This is a genomic window from Leptospira paudalimensis (assembly GCF_026151345.1).
GTDB lineage: Bacteria > Spirochaetota > Leptospiria > Leptospirales > Leptospiraceae > Leptospira_A > Leptospira_A paudalimensis.
The window spans coordinates 23,222-46,541 of sequence record NZ_JAMQPR010000003.1; the positions used below are offsets into that span (position 1 = coordinate 23,222).

16 protein-coding genes are annotated in these 23,320 nt (G+C 34.4%); 14 read left to right on the forward strand and 2 right to left on the reverse strand.

Annotated features, from left to right (window positions below):
• Positions 1 to 7: 7 nt before the first annotated feature.
• The 11 genes from ND855_RS18430 to ND855_RS18480 all read left to right on the forward strand — a co-directional run bounded on the left by ND855_RS18430 (position 8) and on the right by ND855_RS18480 (position 18,165).
• A complete protein-coding gene (locus tag ND855_RS18430) occupies positions 8 to 1,978 on the forward strand; it encodes an ATP-binding protein (protein WP_265359675.1) in 1,971 nt (656 codons plus the stop codon).
• Complete coding sequence (locus ND855_RS18435; RefSeq protein ID WP_265359676.1) at positions 1,978 to 3,303, forward strand: hypothetical protein; 1,326 nt, start codon at positions 1,978 to 1,980, stop codon at positions 3,301 to 3,303. Before ND855_RS18430 ends, ND855_RS18435 begins: the two co-directional genes overlap by 1 nt.
• A gap of 57 nt (positions 3,304 to 3,360) precedes the next feature.
• On the forward strand, positions 3,361 to 6,039 hold the full coding sequence (locus ND855_RS18440; RefSeq protein ID WP_265359677.1) for an ATP-dependent helicase: 2,679 nt from the start codon (positions 3,361 to 3,363) through the stop codon (positions 6,037 to 6,039).
• On the forward strand, positions 6,036 to 6,893 hold the full coding sequence (locus ND855_RS18445; RefSeq protein WP_265359678.1) for a PD-(D/E)XK nuclease family protein: 858 nt from the start codon (positions 6,036 to 6,038) through the stop codon (positions 6,891 to 6,893). Before ND855_RS18440 ends, ND855_RS18445 begins: the two co-directional genes overlap by 4 nt.
• A gap of 132 nt (positions 6,894 to 7,025) precedes the next feature.
• On the forward strand, positions 7,026 to 10,127 hold the full coding sequence (locus ND855_RS18450) for a site-specific DNA-methyltransferase (RefSeq protein WP_265359679.1): 3,102 nt from the start codon (positions 7,026 to 7,028) through the stop codon (positions 10,125 to 10,127).
• A 1-nt stretch (position 10,128) separates the two neighbouring features.
• Positions 10,129 to 10,416 (forward strand): Fic/DOC family N-terminal domain-containing protein, encoded by a 288-nt coding sequence (locus tag ND855_RS18455; RefSeq protein ID WP_322113587.1) that lies wholly within the window; start codon positions 10,129 to 10,131, stop codon positions 10,414 to 10,416.
• 113 nt (positions 10,417 to 10,529) lie between these two features.
• Positions 10,530 to 14,279, forward strand: a complete 3,750-nt coding sequence (locus ND855_RS18460; protein WP_265359680.1) for a DEAD/DEAH box helicase family protein — start codon at positions 10,530 to 10,532, stop codon at positions 14,277 to 14,279.
• A 35-nt stretch (positions 14,280 to 14,314) separates the two neighbouring features.
• The gene (locus ND855_RS18465) at positions 14,315 to 15,520 is read left to right on the forward strand and encodes a PDDEXK-like family protein (RefSeq protein WP_265359681.1); all 1,206 of its coding nucleotides are present in this window, start codon (positions 14,315 to 14,317) and stop codon (positions 15,518 to 15,520) included.
• 2 nt (positions 15,521 to 15,522) lie between these two features.
• Positions 15,523 to 16,404, forward strand: a complete 882-nt coding sequence (locus ND855_RS18470) for a BRCT domain-containing protein (RefSeq protein ID WP_265359682.1) — start codon at positions 15,523 to 15,525, stop codon at positions 16,402 to 16,404.
• A gap of 12 nt (positions 16,405 to 16,416) precedes the next feature.
• The gene (locus ND855_RS18475) at positions 16,417 to 17,031 is read left to right on the forward strand and encodes a hypothetical protein (RefSeq protein ID WP_265359683.1); all 615 of its coding nucleotides are present in this window, start codon (positions 16,417 to 16,419) and stop codon (positions 17,029 to 17,031) included.
• Positions 17,032 to 17,397: 366 nt separating this feature from the next.
• Complete coding sequence (locus ND855_RS18480) at positions 17,398 to 18,165, forward strand: hypothetical protein (RefSeq protein WP_265359684.1); 768 nt, start codon at positions 17,398 to 17,400, stop codon at positions 18,163 to 18,165.
• Between the two features lie 798 nt (positions 18,166 to 18,963).
• Here ND855_RS18480 and ND855_RS18485 read toward each other — a convergent pair.
• Positions 18,964 to 19,242: a hypothetical protein gene (locus ND855_RS18485; RefSeq protein ID WP_265359685.1), complete on the reverse strand. Its 279-nt coding sequence runs from the start codon at positions 19,240 to 19,242 to the stop codon at positions 18,964 to 18,966.
• A 164-nt stretch (positions 19,243 to 19,406) separates the two neighbouring features.
• Between ND855_RS18485 and ND855_RS18490 the strand changes: the two genes are divergently transcribed.
• The gene (locus tag ND855_RS18490; RefSeq protein ID WP_265359686.1) at positions 19,407 to 19,811 is read left to right on the forward strand and encodes a DUF3293 domain-containing protein; all 405 of its coding nucleotides are present in this window, start codon (positions 19,407 to 19,409) and stop codon (positions 19,809 to 19,811) included.
• 735 nt (positions 19,812 to 20,546) lie between these two features.
• Positions 20,547 to 21,161, forward strand: a complete 615-nt coding sequence (locus ND855_RS18495) for a hypothetical protein (RefSeq protein WP_265359687.1) — start codon at positions 20,547 to 20,549, stop codon at positions 21,159 to 21,161.
• A 123-nt stretch (positions 21,162 to 21,284) separates the two neighbouring features.
• Here ND855_RS18495 and ND855_RS18500 read toward each other — a convergent pair whose 3' ends face one another.
• The gene (locus ND855_RS18500; RefSeq protein WP_265359688.1) at positions 21,285 to 21,920 is read right to left on the reverse strand and encodes a hypothetical protein; all 636 of its coding nucleotides are present in this window, start codon (positions 21,918 to 21,920) and stop codon (positions 21,285 to 21,287) included.
• A 657-nt stretch (positions 21,921 to 22,577) separates the two neighbouring features.
• Here ND855_RS18500 and ND855_RS18505 point away from each other — a divergent pair.
• Complete coding sequence (locus ND855_RS18505; RefSeq protein WP_265359689.1) at positions 22,578 to 23,270, forward strand: metallophosphoesterase; 693 nt, start codon at positions 22,578 to 22,580, stop codon at positions 23,268 to 23,270.
• Positions 23,271 to 23,320: the final 50 nt, after the last annotated feature.

Consider the following 23,320-nt stretch of genomic DNA (forward strand, 5'->3'; position numbering starts at 1 on the left):
AGAAGTGATGAAAGATTTTTTAGAAACTACACTTGGTCAAGACAATCCGATCAGGATATTAAATGATTTTTTAAAACGAGAAGAGCATCTTGCGAATTCGGGCAATACTTCTGAGTATCAAAAAATGCGATTTGTGGGTTATATATTAGATATAAGCTTTGAATCCGCAACAGTCATTACATCCGATCCTTTAAAGCAAGCTGTTGGAGGAATACCAAGAGGTTCCTTCTTGATCATGGCCCCGGAGAATTTCGAGAAACTTCCATTACATTTTACTCTTTTAAGAGTGATGGCTTCAGCAGAAACTCCTTTAAAACGAGATGTTCAGCAGACATACTTTGAACTTCATAAGCGGTCCATGCCTGAGTTAGACCTTTTTACTCAAGGGGAGTTACAATGGGGAGGTCTTGAGACTAAAGTCTTGGGAATGTTTTATGTTGATCCAAAAAACTCAGAGAAACTATCGTTTTCTGGAGATGTTAATAATATTGTAAGCCCTCATCGGTACAAAGTTTATTCACCAACTGATGAAATCCTAAATCTTATTGTGAATGGGATTGTGAGAAAAGAGGGAAGGTTCCCGATCGGGAAGTTAAGGATGACTGAATGTGAATTGCCATTCATCACTGTTCCTCAACCAAAAGTTGATGTGAATGTTTCTACGTTGGACTTTCGAGGTTTCCGGACTGCAATGTTTGGAAAAACAAGACTTGGTAAAAGTAATGTTGTAAAACTCATTGCAGAGAGTATCATTCAAACGATAGAAGAGGATAAATCTGTAGGGCAGTTGATCTTTGATGTTAACGGAGAGTATGCGAACGACAATCCGCAAGATGGGAATATTTCCATTCGAAAGAAGTATGAAGATCGCTGTCAGGTTTATGCATTAAATCCGAGAGAAGGGACCCCTTCCAAAATCCTCAAACTTAATTTTTATGACCAACCAGATTCTGGCTTAAGCATTATTAAGTCCCTTCTGCAAAGAGATAAAAAGGGATCTGACTATGTTGATAGTTTTGCCAATGTAGAATTACTCCCCGTTCAGGAAGTGGCGAAACTTCCTCCGAATGAAATCACAAGACCTGCTCGAAAAATTTTGATGTATTGGGCTATTCTGAAAGAAGCGGGATTCCCTGTTGCGGAAGAAAAGTTAAAAGGGATATTTCGTTCCAAAATAGTCCATGGCTTTAGTCCAGGATTTAGTAAGGAACTAAGAGAGGAAGTTTATAGCGAAGAAGAAGTTCCTGAACATCCAAAATCACTTGGAGAACTAGTTTCCGAACTGAAGAAAGTACAGGAATTTATCCAAGATAATGGGAGCCATAAAGTCTTGAATTCAAAATCATCTGGTGATCCAGTTTTTGACGCTGATGACAAAGCCTTGCTTAAATTCTTAAATCCGAAGAGCGGATCTGGTCCAACAAAACTGCGTAGTTATTTAGACTTACATTCAAAAGATGCTTCTGACTTCGTAACAGAAATATTAAAAGAACTAGATGAAGGTAAAACGGTCATTCTTGATTTGGGAAATGCAACCGATGAAATTCGAAGATATTTTTCGGATATGTTGTCTCGAGAGATCTTCCATCATCAAGAAAAGAAATTTGTTGAAAATCGTTTGAACCAACATTTCGTTCAGCTTTATTTTGAAGAAGCGCATAACTTATTCCCAAAAAATGATAACGACTTCACAGGAATTTATGCGAGATTTGCAAAGGAAGGTGCAAAGTTTCACATAGGTATCGTTTATTCAACGCAATCACCCTCAACCATCAACAAAGAACTACTCAATCAAACAGAGAATTTTTTTATAGGTCACATTTCTTCTCAAGATGAACTGAATACCTTATCGAAGTTACAAGTTCAATTTAGCGGTCTAGAAAAGGACATTCTGTACACAAGAACTCCTGGTTATATGCGGATGTTAACATTTTCACACCGTTTTGTAGTGCCTGTGCAAGCAAGGAAGTTTGAGTAATGCCTTACCAAGCTGGAGGAAACCTTCCTGGAGAGAATGCCAGCAAATTGGGTCATATGGCAGTGATCCAAAGTCCATTTGTGAATGATTTACTGCAAAGTTTTTATACAACAAAAAGAGAGCAAATGAAGGAAGAGTTTCTCGAAAAATGGCTTCCATTTGAAAAGGATGTTGAACCATTGCGAATTATCTTTGCTGTTGATGGTTCTCTTCAAATTGTGAAAAATGAGATCAATCCTGATAAAGAATTAGCTTTTATCAAAACTGCTCTTGTTAAGTTAGATACTCCAAAATTGGAAGAAATAGATCCACTGTATCCTCATCCTTTTGCTCTTCGCGATATCATGAAAGATGCCGGAGTCTTTCATGCGACAGTTTTGCCATTACAGAACGTTCAGTTTAAAGAGATTTCCTTCTACGATGGAGTTCGTAAAATTATTTTTGATTCCTTTAAGGATCCATCTTCGGAAGGCCAGGTAATGGAGACTCTCCGATGGCTGTGTTATGAAAAATGGGATGGCACTCTGAAAAAAAGTCCTCATTTCAATTGCCCACACTGTGATAGAGAATCTGAGGGACTACCTTATGACCAAGAAATCGGAAATTGTGAGCACTGCGGTGGTGAAGTCTATTTAACTGATACGCTTAGCTTCCATTTAGAAATGCAAGAGGATCTAGACTATGCCGCACAATCCCTTGCTACATCTTATATGCAAGTGCATGAAACCATCATGCTTTTTGTAGGAATTCGATACATTTGGGAAACGAAAGATCATTCCTTGTTTCAAAAGACTCTATTCATCAAAGATGGTCCACTATCTTTACGTGCACAATATGTAAAATTGGTCGATCCTATCCGAAGATTTTTAGAATATGCAAAACAAAAAAATGTCACCATCCATTTAATCGGCCAAGAGAAATCCGGTGCCTTTTTTGATCACTTGAAATACATACAAAGAGACATACCTGAGTTTCATTTTTTCTTACCTAACTTTGATTATATCAGAGATGAAATTCAACATAGGCCAAAGGGCCAATACGAATATGGCGAAAAAACTAATTATGGAAACAAAGTTTTTGTAAAGCTAAGCCGTGGCCAATTTCTGGTTTTGAATGTTCCAACTGGCCATTACCGAGATACTGAAGATGAAAATTCACTAATAGGTTTTAGAAAGATACTGGGAAGTATCTTAAAAATTTTAAGCTTTCGTCATGAAGGTGCTCTTATGCCAGTTGAGATCGCACACAATGTGGCAAGTTTATCCAACTATCCGTCTGCGAGGATGCTGAAGTTGTTCTCGGATGAGAGAGTTGTTGTGCATTAATCAAAAATGAATGTAATCTAAGGCAATTAATAATTTAATTTTAAAAAAGAGATCCTAATGCAAGCAATAAGTAATGTAAAAATTTCAGTTCTAGATGTCATGCGAGAGAATGGATTTACTCCTAATGATACTCAAAGAGAATGCATTTTACATACTAATGGTCCTTTATTTATATCTGCAGGGCCGGGATCTGGCAAAACTCGCGTAATCATTTGGCGTGTTGTCAATTTGATTGCTTTTCATGGAATTGCACCTGATGAAATTTTTTTAGCAACATTTACAGAAAAAGCTGCGAAACAACTTAGAGAAGGACTTCGAAGCAAGTTATCATTCGTTTCAAAATACACAAATCAAATATATGATATTTCAAATATGAAGGTAGGAACGGCTCATTCTATCTGCCAGTCGATTCTGGGAGATAGGAGATTCGCAATTGGAGGTAAGCGTCCAAATTTGCCTGCATTAATAGACTCTTTGGGACAATATTTCTTTTTTAAGAAAAAGAAAATTTGGACAGATCTGATTGAAGCAGGTGGATACGATTCTGAAGAGAATGCATTAGGAGAATTAACTAGTTTTTTATCAAACTCAAACTTTAGTTCAAAATTAAAGAGTATAGATGATCTAATCACAATATTTAATCGATTTTCAGAAGAAGATATTGATACAGAATCCTTTAAGACCTCGGACCCAATTTTGAAGAAAATACTCAAAATGTATGATAGATATATTGAGTTATTATCAGAAAATAGAAACTTTACAGACTTTTCAAATTTACAAAAAAAAGCTTACCATCTATTAAAATCGAATCCAAATTCGAGAAAAGTGTTTAAACACATAATCGTGGATGAATATCAAGATACCAATTCGATTCAAGAAAAGATTTATTTCCATTTAGCAAGCGAATTTAATAATATTTGTGTCGTAGGCGATGATGATCAGGCACTATATCGTTTTCGGGGAGCTACAGTTGAGAACTTAGTTCAATTCCCCGAAAGAGTTCGCAGTTATATCAATGTAGAAACCACAAAAAAATCCTTAAATATTAGCTATCGATCTAAAAATGAGATAGTTTCTACTTATACTAAATTTATAGAATTAGTAAATTGGCAACATGAAACAAGTAAGAATATTTTTTATAGAGTCCATGATAAAAATATAGAAGCTAATTCGAAAGATACATTAAATTCTGTGTTCTTGTCAAGTGATCCAGACAGTGAAGAGGACCCTTATGAAACAGTTGCGGAATTCTGTTATCAATTGCGTAAGAATAATAAAGTAAACGATTACAATGAGATCGCATTTTTATTCCCTTCGGTGATGAATAATAGTAAGGTAAGAAGTTTTACAGAAGCATTTGAAAATATAAATAATAAGCATGATCTTTATGGGACCGCTTTAGAACTAAAGGCTTATGCACCCAGAGCTAATACATTCCTTGATACTGATGAAGCAATAGCGGTTTGGGGACTTTTTTTAACCGTATTCGACCGTCCTCATTTTGGGATCCAACCTAAGGGAATGCAACTACAGTATCGCAATTGGATGGAATCTTCAAAAAAAATTATCAAAGATTTATGTAATTTGGACAAGAATCTATTAGAATATCTGAATATTCGAAAAAGAGACGTAGTTGAGTCTAGAAATGATTTTTTGTCCTTTCTAAAGATGTGCGAAGTTAATCAAATTAATTTAGAAACAGAGATTTCTTTAGAGATAATGAATAAAATTTCAGAAACGGAAAACTTATCAGATAAATGTAAATCTGAAATTGGAAGATTATCGAAGTACTTGAACAGTAAATATTTTCAAGAATCTGATGATACGACTAATAAAAGAAAATATTCTGTTCAATATATTTTAAATCGATTAACTTCTCTTGATTGGACCATTTTAGACTTCTTTTACCAATGTATGGGATTTTCACCATTTAAAGAGTGGTTTGACCTTGCTGAACAAGTTGGAGACGAGGGTCCTGTTGTAAACCTTTCTCAAATTTCTCGCTATTTAGCTAGATATATGGAAGAATATGGTACTGTTTTATCTGGAAGATTGTTTGTAAATTTATCAGAGAATGAAGTTCGTGAAAAAAATCTGTTTCAACTCTCATTTTTTAGCGGATTTACATATGGATTATTTCGTATGTCAGAAACAGAAGTGGAAGATAGCGAAAATCCATTTCCAAAAGGAAGAATTCCATTTATGACCATTCACCAATCGAAAGGTCTTGAATTTCCTGTCGTTGTCCTTGGTTCACTGCTTAAATCAACGAAAGTAAATACAAAACTAGAAGAAATTGTAAGAAATGGTTTATCTAAAAGTGGAGGCGAACCTTTAGATCGAATCGGTGAATATGATGCAATGAGACTTTTCTATGTGGCCCTTAGTCGTCCGAAATCAATGCTGATCTTAAATGTTCACGAATGGACTAGAGGGGGAGAACCTTCTCGAGTTTTTGAACCTTTCAAAAGACTTATACGAGAGCGAAACTATAAAACGATCAAAAGTTTGAAAATAAAGGATCTTCCTAACTTAGGTGATGAAGAACAAAATGATCTTGGGAAGGCATATTCTTATACTGCAGATTTTTTACATTATCTCAGATGTCCGAGACAATATATGATCGTGAGGAAATATCAGTTTGCGGAGTCGCGTTCACAAACGATGTTATTTGGATCACTCGTGCATCAGACAATAGAAGATTTACATTATCGATTGAAGGAGTTGCAAGGATGACCAATAAAAATACCAAGAAGAATGTTGCATTAGAATCTTCTCTTGAGTCAGAAATAGAGACTCTTGTTCAATCCAATTATCAAAATTTGAGATTAAATGGAGGCCATGCACTAACAGAAGATGTACTAAGATCTGCTTTTTTACAAGTTTTATACTACTATCGAAAGATGAGACACGTTGCTGAAAATGTTGAAAAATCAGAGGTTAAACTAACGCTACCAGACCAAATTACAGAAAATGGAAAAAGATATTCGATTGAAGGTGTTGTTGATATTATCCAAAATGATGGAGACTTATCTATGTATGACATTAAGACTCATGACATAGAATACATTCGACTCAATAAATCTCTGTACCAAGACCAGCTAAACTTGTATGGGCATATCTATGAAAATTTGACTGAAGATAGATTGGCGAAAACAGCTATCATCTCAACACATATCCCGAAAGAACTTATGACTTTGGAAGGCGATGCATGGCAAAAAGAATATGATAAATGGGTGCCAGAAGAAATATTCGATTATGATAGAAAAGAAATCAAAAAAACAGTTAAAGAATTTGGGAAAGTTGTTGAGAGTATCGAAAGTAGAATATTTTCACCCACTTCTGTAGAAAAATTAAAAGAAAAACCAAAGGAAAAAAATGTTCCTACGTTTGCCATTCGAGTGTGCAGAAACTGCGATGCTCGTTATACTTGTAGTTCCTATTTACAATATGCAAAGGATAATCGAGAAAGGACCATAGGTCAGGGGTTTTTCAATGTTTATCTTGCAGATGAAGATCGGGAATTATATCTTGATTTGATTTCATTTCAAGATGAAATCGAAATTGAAGAACCGGATTTAACAGATTAAGTGACCCCCAAAGGCAAAAGTAAAGAAGATCCCTTCTGAAATGAAATCGTTCAAAGCACCAATGCCGCAAAAAAAATTGCGAAGAAAAAAACAAAAAGAAAAACTAAATAATTTAACCCACAACACCTAACTATGAGCAAATTCCAAGAATTCCAAGACGTAATCCATGAAATTTTCGAAATCGACAAGTCCGAATTGGATTTCGGGATCTATCGAATATTAAACCAGAAATCAAAAGAGATCCAGAAGTTCATCAATGAAGATCTAAAACCGCAAGTCGAAGAGGCATTTTCAAAAATTGACAAGGAAAACAGGGAAGGCCAGGAAAATGAAGTGTTCTCAGCCCTTTCCAATTTTTTCAAACGGTATTATGAAGCAGGGGATTTCATTTCCAAACGACGTTACAATCAAGATAAGTATGCGATCCCCTACAATGGAGAGGAGGTCAAACTCTATTGGGCCAATTATGATCAATACTATATCAAAACTACAGAGAACCTTTCCAATTTTGCTTTTTACCTTCCTTCGGGAAAAAAGGTTAACTTTCAAATTTTAGAAGCAAGTGTCTCGAAGGATAATAACAAAACCTCAGCAGACAAAGAGCGAATTTTTGTTCTCCACAAAACAGAAAAGCTACGAACGGAAGGAAACGAAATTTTTATTCCATTTGAATATGCCCTTGTGGATAAGAAGGAAAAAGGGAAAGACTCTGCCAAAACACTTGCTAGTCAGATCTTGAAATCCAAAGAGGCAAAGGATTTTGATTCTGGTCTTTCCCAACCTTTTCCCACTGACAAAAACAAAGATCGAACCTTACTTGAAAAACGAATCGAGGAGTTTACCGCTCGTTACAATTTTGATTACTTCATTCATAAAAATTTAGGTGGGTTTCTCCGCCGTGAGTTGGATTTTTTTATCAAAAATGAAATTCTCTATTTAGAGGATTTGGAAGAACAAGATCCAAAATCCGTACAATCCCAAATCACCAAAGTAAAAACCATCAAATCCATCGGGGAAAAAATCATCGCCTTTTTGGAACAGGTGGAAAACTTCCAAAAAAAACTTTGGCTAAAGAAAAAATTCATCACAGAAACAAACTACTGCATCACTTTAGATCGCATTCCCAAGACTCTCTATCCTCAAATTTTGGAAAACAAAGAGCAACTTGCGGAATGGGAAAGACTCTTTTCCATCTCAGAACGGAAAGGATATACAAAACAACTCAAATTAGAATTTTTAGAAAACAACCAGAATCTGGTTCTTGATACAAAGTTCTTTTCCGATGAGTTCAAACAAAATCTCTTAGCTTCCATTCCTAACTTTGATGAATCTTGCAATGGACTTCTGATCCATTCGGAGAATTTTCAGGCATTGAATTTGTTGCAAAAGCGGTATCAGGAAAGCTTGGATGCAGTTTATATCGATCCTCCTTACAATACATCAGCTTCAGAAATCATTTATAAAAATAGTTATCTCCACAGCAGTTGGAACACTTTAATCTTAAATCGAATTTCAATATCGAAAAGATTTCTTACAAATTCTGGAATTTTTACAGTTGCAATTGACGACTTTGAATATTCTAACTTAAAAAATATTTTAGATAATTCTTTTACAAAAATCATTGGTGTTGCAGTGGTAAGATCAAATCCAGTGGGAAGGAAAACTACCGGTCGATTAACTCCTACACACGAGTATGTAATTTTTTGTGGTGCTTCGGAAAATAGTATTCCATCATTTCTTGAAAAAGACATTTCTGCAAACAAACGTTATCCATATGAAGATGAAAAAGGTAGATATACATGGTTAAGTTTTATTAGAACAGGGAACAATGATAGACGAGAAGATAGTCCAAAAATGTTTTATCCAATAATTGTGACAAAAGATAATGATTTACGGATACCAAAGATGTCATGGTCAACTTCTGAGAAGGAATTCGTAATCGAAGAGATCATTGATAAAACGGAAATAATTGTTCTTCCAATAAAGAAAGAGGGAAATCAAATTATTGAAAAAAACTGGCAGAGGGGTTACGAACGGTTTTCGCAAGAAAAAGAAGAATATCGAGTTAGGAGAATGGAAGATGGTATTAAAATTGATTTTAAAGCTAGGATGGATGAGGAAGCTCTACCGAAGACTTGGTGGGATAGCAACCGTTATGCCTCCTCAAACTATGGAGCATTAGAATTAAAAAATTTGTTCGGTCAATCCCCTTTTAGTTTTCCTAAATCGATATATTTGGTTACGGACTCTATTGTTATCTCGGGTCTAAAGAGAGAAAATTCAGTGGTTCTCGACTACTTTGCAGGCTCTGGCACCACTGGCCATGCTGTGATCAATCTAAACCGTGAGGATGGAGGAGATCGCAAATACATCCTCGTGGAGATGGGGGAATACTTTGAGACGGTTCTCAAACCTCGGATCCAAAAGGTGGTCTATGCATCCCAATGGAAAGAAGGGAAACCACAAGAGCTCGGAGTCTACATTGAGAAACTAAAAAAAGAAAAAGCTGAATTGAATAAGGAATTGAATAACCTAATGGGATTTCAATCCCAAGAGGAATACGAATTCCAACAACAAAGACTGTCAGGCGAAATTGCGAGAGTCGAAGAACAGATCTCAAGAGTCGAAGAGGAACTCAAAACAGAAAATAGTTTTGGTTCCATTTCCCACTGTTTCAAATACATCCGTCTGGAATCCTATGAAGATACCCTCAACAACTTGGAGGTTGAGGAAAAATTAGGTGCGCTTGATTTTTCTTCTCGTGGAGATAAAGAAGAGATAATGCTCAAATATGTTTTGGATCTAGAAACCAAAGACAGCCAAAGCCTTTTGAACCTAGATGGATTTGCCAATCCCTTCTCCTATTCCATGCAGATTTTAGAAAACGGTGCTTTAAAAAAGAAAAACATGGATTTGGTGGAAACCTTTCACTACCTGTTAGGAGTGGTGGTAACACGATACCATGCCCGCGAAGAGGTAAAAAATGATAAGGTTTCTTTTCTTGTCCAATGTGTGGAAGGCGAACTTCGTACAGGAGAATCAGTTTTAATCGTCTGGCGAACCATTCCTTCGGAGCTTGGAGTTGCCAACAAAGAACTGAAAGTTCATCTGGAATCAAAATTTAAGCTCAAAGACTTTGATAAACTCTATATCAATGGAGATAGCATTCTTGAGAAAGCAGAACTCATAGAGGCACATTTCCACAAAGCCATGTTTGATGGGAAAGATGTTTGATATGATAACGCTCTTGCCTATACAAGATGATGTAGAAACGAAAGCTGTATTAAAGCAAACAAATCTTGCCCATAGACGGCTTGCAGAATTGAAGGGGATTTCTAAAACAATTCCGAACCAAGCCATTCTTATCAACACATTGCCTTTGTTAGAGGCAAAAGATAGCAGTGCCATTGAAAATATCATTACCACCCATGATGAAATTTTTCGAGAAAGTCTATTTGAAGATTTGGTCCAAAGTGCCAATGCCAAAGAAGTGCAATTTTTACGTCAATACGAAGCTGTATGAGCTTTTTTTGAACCGATAAACTGTTAACAAAAACGAATATTTTTAACATGAGAAGTAGAACGTGTTAACAAAAACGATTTTTTTTAACACATCCAAGAAGGGAATGAACAGGTATGCCAAAAGCGAACGCAAATACAATAGATAAAAACCAAGCAGAACTCCTGAAAGAATCAAAACCGAATCCATTCGGGAAAAAATTAGTTTTAGTTCACTTCCTCTATTCCTTTTTTGGAGCAAAAGACTTTCGGGACCTAACGAAAGGTATGCGTGACCAATATGAAGTAGGTAACGAGGATACGATTGGGGAGCGAGTCATCAAAATATTGCAGGAAAGACTGCTACAAACGGCTCCTTTTGATTTAGATGACCTTGTTGGTTATGCAAATCGCATCGATCAATACACATTAGAGATTTCGGCAAAGCGGGATCATTTTGAAGGTTGGAAGTACTTTCAGTATCTATCATTAGTCTTCACCGAAATCTATCTAGATCTTTACATGAAAAATCTTTCTGATTTGAAGCGAAGATTGAATGAATTTTTGGATCAATTTCAGAAAGATTTTAACAATAAAGACAGACTAAATCCGTTTCAGTTTGAGGATTTGAATGTTTTGGCATTTTGGAATGCAACTGGTTCGGGTAAAACCCTACTCATGCACATTCACATCAAACAGTATTTATATTATCATAAAAAGTATGAAAAAAAAGACATCATTAATATCATGCTCCTCACTCCAAACGAAGGATTATCCAAACAACACCTAGAGGAATTTCATCTGTCGGGGATGTCGGCTGATTTTTTCCAAATAGAGGGCTCGCAAGGTGATTTGTATAAAGAGAGGATCAAAATATTAGATATTTATAAATTAGATGAAGTAAAAGGTGTAAAAACGATTGCCGTTGAATCGTTAGAAGGTAAAAATCTAATTCTTGTTGATGAAGGTCATCGAGGCTCTAGCGGTGAAACATGGATGAAGTTTCGAAAGCAACTCGCAAAAGATGGATTCTCCTTTGAATATTCCGCCACGTTTGGGCAAATCATCTCTAGAAAAGCAGAACACTACCAACAATATGCAAAATGCATTCTGTTCGATTATTCGTATAAATATTTTCATGAAGACGGATTCGGAAAAGAATTTCATATACTCAATCTGCAAGACGCAAAGTTTAATGAAAAAAAGAATACGTATCTTGTTGCATGTTTACTCACATTTTTAGAACAAAAACTTTTTTTCAAAGCCTCTGAATCTGAACTAGAACCCTTCCACATTGAAAATCCACTGATGGTTTTGGTGGGAAGTACAGTCATCGGCTCTAAAACAAAGGGAGCGGAAGATACCGTTTCTGATGTGGCCGATCTCATTCATTTCTTGAACTGGTTTTTAAAAAATCCAAAACAGGCTCAAAAAGACATTGCACTTGTTTTAGAAGGTAAAGCGGGACTTGTTGATAACCTTGGACAAGATATATTCTCTTCTAAATTTATTTTTCTTCGTAGTTTAAAAAATAGTTCTGAGGAAGTTTATAAATCGATTCTCGAAACTGTGTTTCACACTCGTTTGGAAAAATCCCAAATTCATTTGGTCGAATTAAAACATTCATCAGGAGAAATCGGGCTCAAAGTTGGTGCTTCCGATTTCTTTGGTGTGATTAATATCGGTGATGTGCCGACATTCATGGATCTATGTGAAGGCAAATCCCTCATCGTAGAAAAAGAAGAATTTGGTGTCTCGTTATTTCATAACATCAACAGTCATACATCTTCCATCAATGTTCTTATTGGTTCAAAGAAGTTTACAGAAGGCTGGAATAGTTGGCGAGTATCCTGCATGGGTCTACTCAATATAGGAAGAAATGAAGGTGCGCAAATCATCCAATTGTTTGGAAGAGGAGTGAGACTTAGAGGTTATAATCACAGCCTCAAGAGAAGCCGATTTTTGCATGATCTACCTGATTCATTAACAGTACCCGAACATATCTTGATAGGTGAAACTCTTAATATCTTTGGGATTCATGCAAACTATATCCAAAAATTCCAGGAATACATCGAAGAAGAAGGAGTCGTAGAGGATTCAAAAAAACAAGTAATCACTGTACCGGTCAAAAAATTGGAGGGAATCCAAGACTTAAAAATTTTGGATCTGAAAAAAGGAACAAACTTTTCCAAAACAGAAATTTTAGTTCTAAAAAGCCCAGATACAAAGTTTAGTGAAGCTCTTCAAAAGAGACCTATCGTCCTAAATTGGTATACAAAAATACAAGGCTTTGCCAGCGAATATTTAGATAGAAATCAAAAACAGACTGTTTACGAAAAGCATCATTTTCAAGAATGGCATCTCTCATTTTTAAATCTCAATCAATTGTATTTCAATCTGGTAGAATTTAAAAAAAATCGAGGATTTCACAATTTACTCATCCAAAAGCATTCCATAAAAGAAATACTTTTAAACCGAGATTGGTATGTCTTAGAAATTCCCGAGAAGGAATTTTCACTAAGTGCTGAAAATAAAGAGATAACTTGGCAGGAAATAGCTCTCTCATTATTGCAAAAGTATATTTCTCGGTTCTACTATTTCCAAAAAGATGATTTTGAATCTGATAAAAGAGAATATATAAAAATCGAAGAATATGAAAAACGAAAAATCAAATCAGGAAGTAAAGGAAATCTATTTAACGAATATAAAATTTCCATAAACCAATCTGATGTGGATTTAATTTCTTATTTCGAAGATTTAAAAAAAGAATTAGAAAAAACAAACTTTTCAAATGGTAGTCGTTTTACCCCCGAATCCCCAAAAATCATTCCCATACTGTTAGACCAACATCTATACAAACCAATTCTATTTCAAAATCAGGAAGTATTGGTCCATGTTTCTCCATCCTCTATTATAGCAAAGAGTGAACTTACGTTTTTAGAAGCTTTTTCATCCTTTACCAAAAATAATGCGAATTGGTTTTCAGGAATCAACGTTTATTTATTACGAAACTTAAGCAGGCATGGAATTAGCCTTTTTGATGTGGCAAACTTTTATCCAGATTTTATACTTTGGATCAAAAATGGAAAAGATCAAAAAATTGCGTTTATTGATCCGAAGGGACTGATCGAAATTCCGTTTGGAGATGCTAAAATAGAATTTTTTAAAAAGGTAAAAGAAACAGAAGAGAGAATTGGTGATAAATCAGTGAAACTCACTTCATTTATCGCAACGCCAACAAAGTTCAACGATTTAAGGCCTGACAAGGGCTATGCAGGTAAGTCAAAAGCAGAATTAGAAAACCATAACATACTTTTTATGGAGGATGATAAATCCAATGATCTATTCATCCATAAACTATTTCATCGAATATTAGGAGATTTGATACCAAAGCCTACGGAATCTGTGCAAATTGATCTTTTACCTAAGTTACCAGATATCAAGAGATTGTTTCGGGATGTACTTCCTGTTTATTCCATTCAAGCCGCTTGCGGTAAGTTTGGAGATAACCAAGAAATTGAAGATCCAATTGGATATATAGAAGTATCAGATCGGAAACTGGATGATCAAATGTTTGTGATAAAAGCAACTGGTGAATCCATGGTCCCAACTATATCTCCTGATGACTATTTGATTTTTCGGGCCAATCCTTCCGGCAGTCGAAATGGAAAAATTGTATTGGTTGAGCTTCTCTCAAACACGGAACCGGAAACACAAGCAAAGTACATAATTAAAGAATACAGTAGTCAAAAAGGAACTGATGGTCACAACACCGAAATTATTTTAAAATCTCGAAATCAAAATTTCTCCCCTATCACAATAAAATCATCAGAAGGTGAGGTGAATCAGATCAAGGTAATAGCTGAGTTTATCAGCGTGTTAAAATAAAACCTTAATACATTGATTGGATTCAATTGAAAAAAATGGAAAATGAACTAGATGAATTAAAACACTTTGTAATGGATATTGAAGAAATTGAACAAATAGCCAAAAGTATCAATTCCTTTAATTTATTTGAAACTCTAGGCATGGTTAATCAAGAAATTAGGCATTCAAATGTTTTAGCATGGCTGCTTGATCCATTTCAAACACATAACATCGGCTACTTGTTTTTGCAAAAATTCCTCAAAGATTTAATCGTCTTCAACCTGAATTCAAGCGAACAAATAAATGATGAATTGATTTTTGATTTTGAAACGTTAAATTATGAAGAGGTAGAAGTTAGAAGAGAGTACAAAAACATTGATCTTATTATTCTAATAAACGAAAATAGCAAACATTATTGTATCGTAATTGAAAATAAAATACGTTCTACTGAATCTAAAAATCAATTATCAAAATATAAAGCAATTGTAGATAAAGAATTTAACGATTATAACAAAATTTTTGTCTTCTTGTCGCCTGACCAGCAAATTCCTACTGACAATGAGTGGATAACATATGGATACGATAGAATTCAAAATTTACTGATCAATATCTTGAATTCGAGAAAATCTGCAATTTCTAAAAGTGTTTTTGAGTTTTTAGATCAGTATTTATACATTTTAAGGAGAAACATTGTGGGTGATAAAAGTATTGAAGATATCTGCAAGAATCTATATAAAAAACATTCAAAAGCTCTGGATCTAATTTTTCAATATAGACCCGATATTTATCTAAATATCAAGGAATCCATAGTATCGTTTTTAAGAGAAGAAAATCGCATTGTTTTAGATGCTGAAAATCCCAGCAAAACTTATATACGGTTTACTACGAAAAAAATTGATGAAATTATTCCAGAGAATGGATCAGGATGGACAAACTCAAAAAGAATATTATTATTTGAATTTCAAAATCTTTCGGATCGTTTAAATTTAAAATTATATATTGGCCCTGGCGAGAAATCATTGAGAGAAAAGTTGCATGCGATTTTAAATTCAGAAAAAAATTCAATTTTTATAACAAAAAAAACATTAACAGACAAATGGCACTCGGTTTTTTCTTTAGAAATTCTAAAGAAAAATGATTATTCGAAATTTGAAGACAATGAATATGAAACAATTGATCTTAAAATAAAAGATTCTTTAAAAAAAGAGTTCCTTCCGAAATTAAATGAAATTGAAGATTATATTTTAGAAAATTTCAAATAAAAATGAAACAAAAGTCGATTCCAAAAATCTCTGATCACCAAAACGCTTTCAATACACTCCAAGGTCTCTTGATTGGAATTTCTTTAGATCAAAAACTAAATCAAAAGGAAGTTAGCGAAATTAATTTTTGGTTAAATGAATCTAAAGATTTAATTAATAAGAAACTATATTCAGAAATTGTCTCGATTTTAGAGTTTGTCGTAAAAAGTGGTAAGTTTACGGATGAGGAAAAGAAAGATTTGTTATTTATCTGCGAGAAATTCAACAAATCCAATCCAGCATTTGATTTAGTCCATAATGATATGCAAGTATTGCATGGAATCTTACATGGAATACTTGCTGATGGTAAAATTACACTCCAAGAGGCTCAGTCTCTTAAAAAGTGGTTATATCAGAATGAACAATTAGCAAGTGCCTATCCATATGATGAACTATTATCTCTTCTAACAGGAATTCTAGCAGATGGTAAAATAGACAAAGAAGAACAAGCTATTTTAAAGATTTTCCTTTCTGAATTCATCAATTTAGAGAAATCAAAAAATTTAGATGAAACAAAAATTGAAACATTGAAGACTCAATTTACCGTTCCAGGTATTTGTGCACTTGCACCAGAAATCATACCTGAGGATCATGTTTTTAGTTTCACAGGTATCCCTTCTGCACAACCTATCTCAGAAATAGAAAAAGTCATCTTAGAGAATGGTGGAATTTTTTCGAATCCACTAAGGAAAGATACTTCCTATCTAATTGTAGGTGGAAATATGTCGAACTGTTGGACGTTCAGTTGTTTTGGTCGAAAAGTGGAAGAAGCAATTGAAATGAGAAAATCAGGGTCTCATATTTTAATCATTCATGAAGTTGATTTTTGGGATAATATAGCTTGAGGATTATTTGCTATGAACTTGATATCGAAATATCCAAAAGAACACTATCAAAATCTTAAGCTGTTCCTAGATGGCTATGGAGTGCTTTCAAATGAACAATTTGATACGAACAGATCTTTTTGGGAAAATAAATATACCGATGAGTGTGCAACAGAAAACGGATTTATCTTAAGCTATAGTAATGATTATGCAGCAGGCGGTGATAATTACCATCTCGTCTTTCCTACCTTCGGGGATGATGTGTTTTATTTTCGTTACAATTTGATCAAACAATGGGATATCATTGAAAATTCTGAGATTGGATCTGAAGTAGAACTTCCCGATTACAAAATATCAAAAGAAGCAGAAGAACTTGAGAAAGCAGTCGATCGCTTTGTAGAAGAATCCCAATCTTCGGAAGAATTGAATGATTCCTTAAACCATTTATGTAAAGACCTTAAGGGAATTCATGGGATTCAATCGATTCAAGAGTATTTAACGGAAACTTTTGCCGACGAGTCAGTCGAAGATAAAGAGCTCGATGGTATTTTCTGGGAAGAGAATGGTAAATGGAAGTGCAATCAATGGCAACATTTCCAAGCTTGGCTACACACAATGCGGATGATTTTGTTAGATAGGTCAATGTAAACAAAACTGAAATTAGAAATTATCCTTAAACCACTAATTACATTCTTTAAAATTATTTTTTCCTGAAATAGCTCCCTTCCATCTCAAGTGGTGTTTCCCCCCAATATGTCCATGAATCGGAGAGGTAAAGTATATTAAAAAAACAACAAGTAGTGAGATCGGAAATCTATTTTCCGAAATTGATTCCTCCTTAGCTTTATCATCAGATTGGAAATCTGGACCAAGTCAAAACATACTTTGCTCTCTACTTATGATCGTAGACACTGGTATGAAGAATGTAACAATTACTTATCTGTTAGATTCCAGCATGAAGAAATATTGGATCCTTGAATTCCAAACATTATAGAACGATTTATCAAGGACTTTATGAGACTATCATTGAAATGCATATTAACACTTGGATCTAGGGAAAGTCTGCCGACAAGATTTTACAATCTCGATGATCACTATCTTATCGATGATGACGGGATCTTGATTGATTACAAAGGCTATGTATTATGGAACGTCAAGTGGCAACAACGAATCCCTTATGGCAGTGTTCTCTATTTAAAGACGCACCACATCCTACTGACGGATCGACTTTCCATGCCTGGGCCGTATACATTGGATTTTGGGATCTGTGCAATTGATATGAATACTGGCAAATACCTTTGGAAACATTGGTACAAAAATGATTCAGAAGTAAGAGTCGCCCTAAAGCAAAGCGAGGAGATGAGACGAAGGGATATCAACTTACAAAATCTAAGTGGGAGCATCATTGAAGATGATTATTTCTATAAAAATATTTTTAAAATACATCTGTTGACTGGCAAATATGAAGTTGTCTCAGATGCACCACAAAGCGCACATTCCCAAAATTTGGAGAAAGTAATTCAGTCAAAGGATATGATCCACGATACCGTAAGATACATTGATTCTATAGACCATTTCACATTGAATGAGGACTCCCGAGTAAAATGGGGTGATAAGTTTTCCTGGTTTGAGCATATCATATCTGAAGCAAGGAAGCAGAACCTCTTTCATCAAATCAAAATAGAGAAACTGGTCGAGTTCTTCGATGATCGATTGTTGGTCCTCGGGAAAGATATGAAGGACAGAGTTCGAAAGATTTGGATGCTCAAGCAATTGATATAGAAAAAAAACAAATCTCAAGTAAGCGCATCCAAAATCGAATCATAATGATTCTGTTCTTTATCCACCAATCAAACAAATCGTAGTTGGGAATTTCCACCCCTTCTTATCGAACCTAGCTGGCGCCATTTCCGATTTGTAAAATGTTTTGATCATTTGAACGATCCTAAAATATAATTTACATAAATATAAGTGCGTTATATGAATTTAGTATATCCTCCTTAAAAATTAAAATTCGGATGTTTATTTTCCGATTTTTTGAAAATACAATTCTAGAATGAAATCCATGTTTAATGAAATAGATTATTTTATCTCGATTGTAATTATAGAATATCTCATATTTAAATTTGCAAGTAGGAAATGGATTGCTCTCTGGACAGTCTTTCAAATAGATTGCTATCCTCAGCGGCGAATGTATCTGGAATCCAAGTATGGAAGGATTGATTCAAGTTTCGATCTAGAATCAAAACGAATCATTCGAATTCTTAAATCTTTGATGTTACTCGAAAGAAATCATCGTATTTGGCTTCTTCTTTGTTTAGCTCTCGCTATCATTTTCTATCTGTATAAAATAGTAACAGTTGCCATTCTATTTATCCTGATGCAGATTCTGACGCTAATGTCATATCACATGACATTGTTTTACTATCAAAGAAAGTTAGCAAATCACGAGACCGAGTATATAAAATTTCTCAAAGATGATTTGAATTGATCGGCAATAATTCTGGAATTTCCACTGAAAATAGAGACTATCTAAAGATGATTTTGTCAATCGCAGGTAAAAACAATTGATCCTATCGGTTAGTCGATTACCCAGCCAGAATAAAGAAGATCCTCTATGGAGTGATATCGAAACATGATTTCGTTCGTTTCAATTCTTCTAATCACATATTGATAGTTCAGCGCATCAATGATGTCAATTTTCCCATGCCCATTCTCAAGCGATTTTACGATCGTATATCCCTTTGCAAAGGATGGTATTGGAAGGTTTTCCAAAACATTTCTAGTTAATTCCTGCAATTCAGGAGACCATTGGCATGGTTTGCTATTTTTTTGATTTTCATTCTCTCTGTTTTTCATTGGTTCTGTTTCTTACCTGTGCAGTATAAAGTTACCACGAACGTGCTGATCGATTCGGAAACATATTTTCCGAAATTTATCTAAAAATGGAGTATCGTAAAATCCGATTCTGATCAATCAAGTGTTTGATTGAAAAACAAAAGCAGGTATGTTTTAAATATTCCATGACCGACCTCAACCAATCCTATCTCTCCACCTTATACAAAGTTGATGGCCTTCAAGTTCCCATCCAAATCGGGAAAAAGAATCCGGAGTTGGACCTCCTTCTTTCCAAATATAAACAAAACCATTGGTGTTTCATTACAGCATGGAATCAGTTTAGCAAACCATTGACTTTAGAAACAAATCGGAAGCAGAATGAAGATTTGCTGTCAGAAATCAAAGCGAACTCAAGTTATATAGTTTTAAATGGGGTAGGTGAATCGCCAGACGGATCCTGGTCCGAAGAGAGTATCCTGGTTTTGGGAATCGATAATGACACTGCCCAATATCTTGCGAGGAAGTATGAGCAAAATGCCATTGTCGTTGGAGTAAGAGTTGGGCTTCCTGAATTAGTGATGCTTCAATAGTAATAAACGTCTGCATTTATAAAATATAAAATCCTTTTCCTCTTATTCTTCAACTTGATATTTCACGGGTAGGGATTGATTGTACGCTTGGTTTACCAAAAAGATTTTTAGTCTTTCTGGTTATTTTCATTCACAATAATTAAAGTGTTCATCTAATATACCTTTTAAAAGCTTCACTTTTCCGTACTTAGCAAGTAAATGCAACATACCATTTTTTAACGTTCGTTTAATGCATTGGTCTAATGCTCATGGATCAGAATGTTCAGAAAATGCATTTAAAGAATAGGAATGTGCCAATGATAGATAGTAATTTTTTCTTGATTTTCCTCTTTGAATTTATCCGCAAGATAATAAAAAAATTCTTCATAGCTTTTATCTCTTCAAAAAGAAGAGGGCAATAGACATCAAATTTCTCATAATATGTTGGAATTCACATTGCGAAAGTAAATGTAAAGTAACATCACAGAGAGATTCAGCTTCATTATAAAATATTGCATGTATTTTAGATATTTCTTCCTCTCTCATGTCTTCGGAAGATTTATACTCATTAAGGATAGAAACTAATTTTTTTATCTCCCAGGATGTTTTCTAGATTATAATTCTCGATTTCTTTTGAATCAGAAATAAAGGTTCCGAATCTACAAAATTTGCAAACTAACAAAAAAATACTTTCCGAAACAAAAGGAAAATATAGCGTTTGCTAGCTGAAGTATTCAATTCTATTGTAAGGTGTGTATGGACCCAGTTTTCTTAAAAAATTTCGTTTCATTTGTCAAAAAAAACATTAAACTCGACTTTGATGATGACCGAGTTATGGACAAAATCAAAAAGCAATTTGGAAAAGAATATTCGGATTTCGAAGAACTTTTAAAGAATGAACTCGTAAAAGAGGAGTATAAAGAACTTATTCAGAAGTTTTCAGAATATGGACCAGCCATTATGAAAAAATTAGTCTCGAATCCTGAAGCTGAGTCATATGACGAATCTGATTATTCAATTTTATTTTCTAATTATGGTTTTGGAAGGTTTTTTAAAAAGAACGAAGAGAATTTTGACCTTTGTGAAGCACTTTTCTATATCATCAATTCATTATCATCTAGTATCGATTCAGGAGAGTGCAATCGTATCATTGAAAGACTATCAGAGAATGGGAAATTGCATTTAATTCAAATCCATCACAAAAAAGCTCTCAGATTCCTTTATGAAAATGACCCAGACTATTTATTTGATCGATTAGCTGCACATGTTAGTTCCTGCCAGGATCAATACCCAGAAAGAATCAGAGTCTTTAAAAATACGCAATTTTTCAAAGATTGGCAAAAAGAAATACAAAGTGAAGAATCAGCTTAGAAACTGATAAAAGATATCAGATGACCTCGTTTAATACAAAACTATCACCTATTCCAATCCTCTGGAACTTAGAAAAAGACATTCATTAAGCTAAGTGGATATTGGAGTTAGGAAGTTAAATAATCATTTCGATTCGCCAGTTTTTTCTATTTCTGTTTGGAATACTTCTAACCAAGACTTTACAGTCTCTACAGTTCGAAAATAATGTGCATTCTCTTCTGAATCGAATTGATATGGATTGCTCTTGAAATTCTCAATAGAATACATATCATGCAAAAAAAGTAAAAGCAATGACATAGGTGCACGCAAGCGGGCATTAATTAAAACGAATGCAGTCATTCTTTCTTGAGGTATTTTTAAAAATAATGGTTTCAGGTGATTGTTATATAAACTTTCAGGTTCGGGTGTCCTGAAATAAGACTTTGGAATATTTAATGAGTCGAATAATTTCTCTAATAAATCTCGAACTCCAACAATTGGAAAATCTAGATTGTCTTCTCCCCCCGGATTTTCTCCAAAAAAAGGATCAGCTATTGTCATTTTCAATAGCGCTTGGCTTTCGAAAAATTTTCCATTAGTAATAAAGTCACGATAAGTGCAGTAAATTGAAAAAATTCCAAATTTTGTAGCATCATAGTATCCACTTTGCATTGCCTGGATTGTTTTTATTAAATTTCGATTTGGACTGAATACGTCATTTCCTGCCGGAGTTTTGACTCCGTCTAAATAGAAATTCCCTTCTTTTTCGATGATAGCCATTGGCACCTCCTAGGTCGTGTTATACTCTAGATTATATAATAGCAGGTCAAGTAAAGCGGAAGAATTTTTTCCGATTTTAAAGTTTAGATATGAAAAGATTCAAACATAATTTTTTTTCTATCAAGAAACCTCCGGAAATACTCCGCAAGCGAATAAAAGTGATCCGATTGCTAATGAATACTATTATGTGAAGTTAGATTCTTATGATAACGGAGGATGAATAATCTGACTAATGATGATATCTTAGATTTAGATAATTCAATTGTGCAAACGCATGAATTCACTTATATTGGAAAGAATATAGCAATCCTTCTAAAATTGAGGAACAAGACTCTACATCTGAAGGTTCTCCGAATGAATACGAGACATGAAAACGGAGATATTTATTGTTCCGATTTTTCATTTATGGATTATTCAGATAAAAAGTTTGGATATCTATCTTTACCAAAGGATATTGTAAAAGACAGACCATTTACTACAAAGTACGAAAATGTGAGTTTAGCAGTTTTTAATCAATTCTGTGAAGTTATTGCATATTTTGACTTATATGAAAAAATATACGATTACAAATAGTATTGCATTTGCAGCTGAAATGAATGATAAATTTCGGAAACAAATTTTCCGAGTTTTGGTTATTTATGGAGTAATATCAGTTATATGAAAATACTTGCGATCGGTGATATTCATGGAAGAAAGATATGGAAAAACATTCAATTTGATCATTATGATCAAGTGATCTTTCTCGGAGATTATCTTGATTCTCATCGTCTTTCCAATGATGACATCCTAGGAAATCTAGAAGAATTAATCAAGTTACAGGAATCTCAACAAAATATATCTTTTTTGATTGGCAACCACGATCTTCAATATACCGATCCCGAATTTGTTGGGTTAGTCTCTGGATATCGCGAATCATGCTTCATGGAAGCCTACGAATTGTTACATCTATTGAAATGGAAATTTGCAATCGAATTAGATAATGTTTTATATACGCATGCCGGTCTTCTAAAAGCTTTTTATGAATCAATCCCTCCGACTAGCAATCAAATTTCAGAAACAATCAATAGTGCAGGTTTTAGTAACCCTTACTATTTTTTAACGACATTACATCCATTAAGAGGGGGAGCATCACGAGCAAGTAGCTCGATATGGTGTGATTTTAGAGAAATTCTTGCCGAAGAAAATCCGATTCCGATCAACCAAGTATTCGGTCATTCTGCACGGGAAGGTGGGCAAATGGATCGTAAAGCAGAGTATTGGCGAATTTGTATCGATGTGCTAACTAAATACAAAAATGCCTATGAAATCGTCGATGGGGAAGAACCTAAGGTAGTTAGTTTACAGGAGTAGGATAGGGGATTTCTTTAGTAAATATAACAAATCATTTTGAAATTCTCAGT

What these genes read in the sequence shown, in the direction of transcription:
- ND855_RS18450 (WP_265359679.1), top strand. Translation starts at nt 7,026, where the DNA reads ATGAGCAAATTCCAAGAATTCCAAGACGTAATCCATGAAATTTTCGAA.
- ND855_RS18485 (WP_265359685.1), bottom strand. Translation starts at nt 19,242, where the DNA reads ATGAAAAACAGAGAGAATGAAAATCAAAAAAATAGCAAACCATGCCAA.
- ND855_RS18480 (WP_265359684.1), top strand. Translation starts at nt 17,398, where the DNA reads ATGAGACTATCATTGAAATGCATATTAACACTTGGATCTAGGGAAAGT.
- ND855_RS18430 (WP_265359675.1), top strand. Translation starts at nt 8, where the DNA reads ATGAAAGATTTTTTAGAAACTACACTTGGTCAAGACAATCCGATCAGG.
- ND855_RS18490 (WP_265359686.1), top strand. Translation starts at nt 19,407, where the DNA reads ATGACCGACCTCAACCAATCCTATCTCTCCACCTTATACAAAGTTGAT.
- ND855_RS18470 (WP_265359682.1), top strand. Translation starts at nt 15,523, where the DNA reads ATGAAACAAAAGTCGATTCCAAAAATCTCTGATCACCAAAACGCTTTC.
- ND855_RS18455 (WP_322113587.1), top strand. Translation starts at nt 10,129, where the DNA reads ATGATAACGCTCTTGCCTATACAAGATGATGTAGAAACGAAAGCTGTA.
- ND855_RS18505 (WP_265359689.1), top strand. Translation starts at nt 22,578, where the DNA reads ATGAAAATACTTGCGATCGGTGATATTCATGGAAGAAAGATATGGAAA.
- ND855_RS18495 (WP_265359687.1), top strand. Translation starts at nt 20,547, where the DNA reads ATGGACCCAGTTTTCTTAAAAAATTTCGTTTCATTTGTCAAAAAAAAC.
- ND855_RS18435 (WP_265359676.1), top strand. Translation starts at nt 1,978, where the DNA reads ATGCCTTACCAAGCTGGAGGAAACCTTCCTGGAGAGAATGCCAGCAAA.
- ND855_RS18475 (WP_265359683.1), top strand. Translation starts at nt 16,417, where the DNA reads ATGAACTTGATATCGAAATATCCAAAAGAACACTATCAAAATCTTAAG.
- ND855_RS18460 (WP_265359680.1), top strand. Translation starts at nt 10,530, where the DNA reads ATGCCAAAAGCGAACGCAAATACAATAGATAAAAACCAAGCAGAACTC.
- ND855_RS18465 (WP_265359681.1), top strand. Translation starts at nt 14,315, where the DNA reads ATGGAAAATGAACTAGATGAATTAAAACACTTTGTAATGGATATTGAA.
- ND855_RS18500 (WP_265359688.1), bottom strand. Translation starts at nt 21,920, where the DNA reads ATGGCTATCATCGAAAAAGAAGGGAATTTCTATTTAGACGGAGTCAAA.
- ND855_RS18440 (WP_265359677.1), top strand. Translation starts at nt 3,361, where the DNA reads ATGCAAGCAATAAGTAATGTAAAAATTTCAGTTCTAGATGTCATGCGA.
- ND855_RS18445 (WP_265359678.1), top strand. Translation starts at nt 6,036, where the DNA reads ATGACCAATAAAAATACCAAGAAGAATGTTGCATTAGAATCTTCTCTT.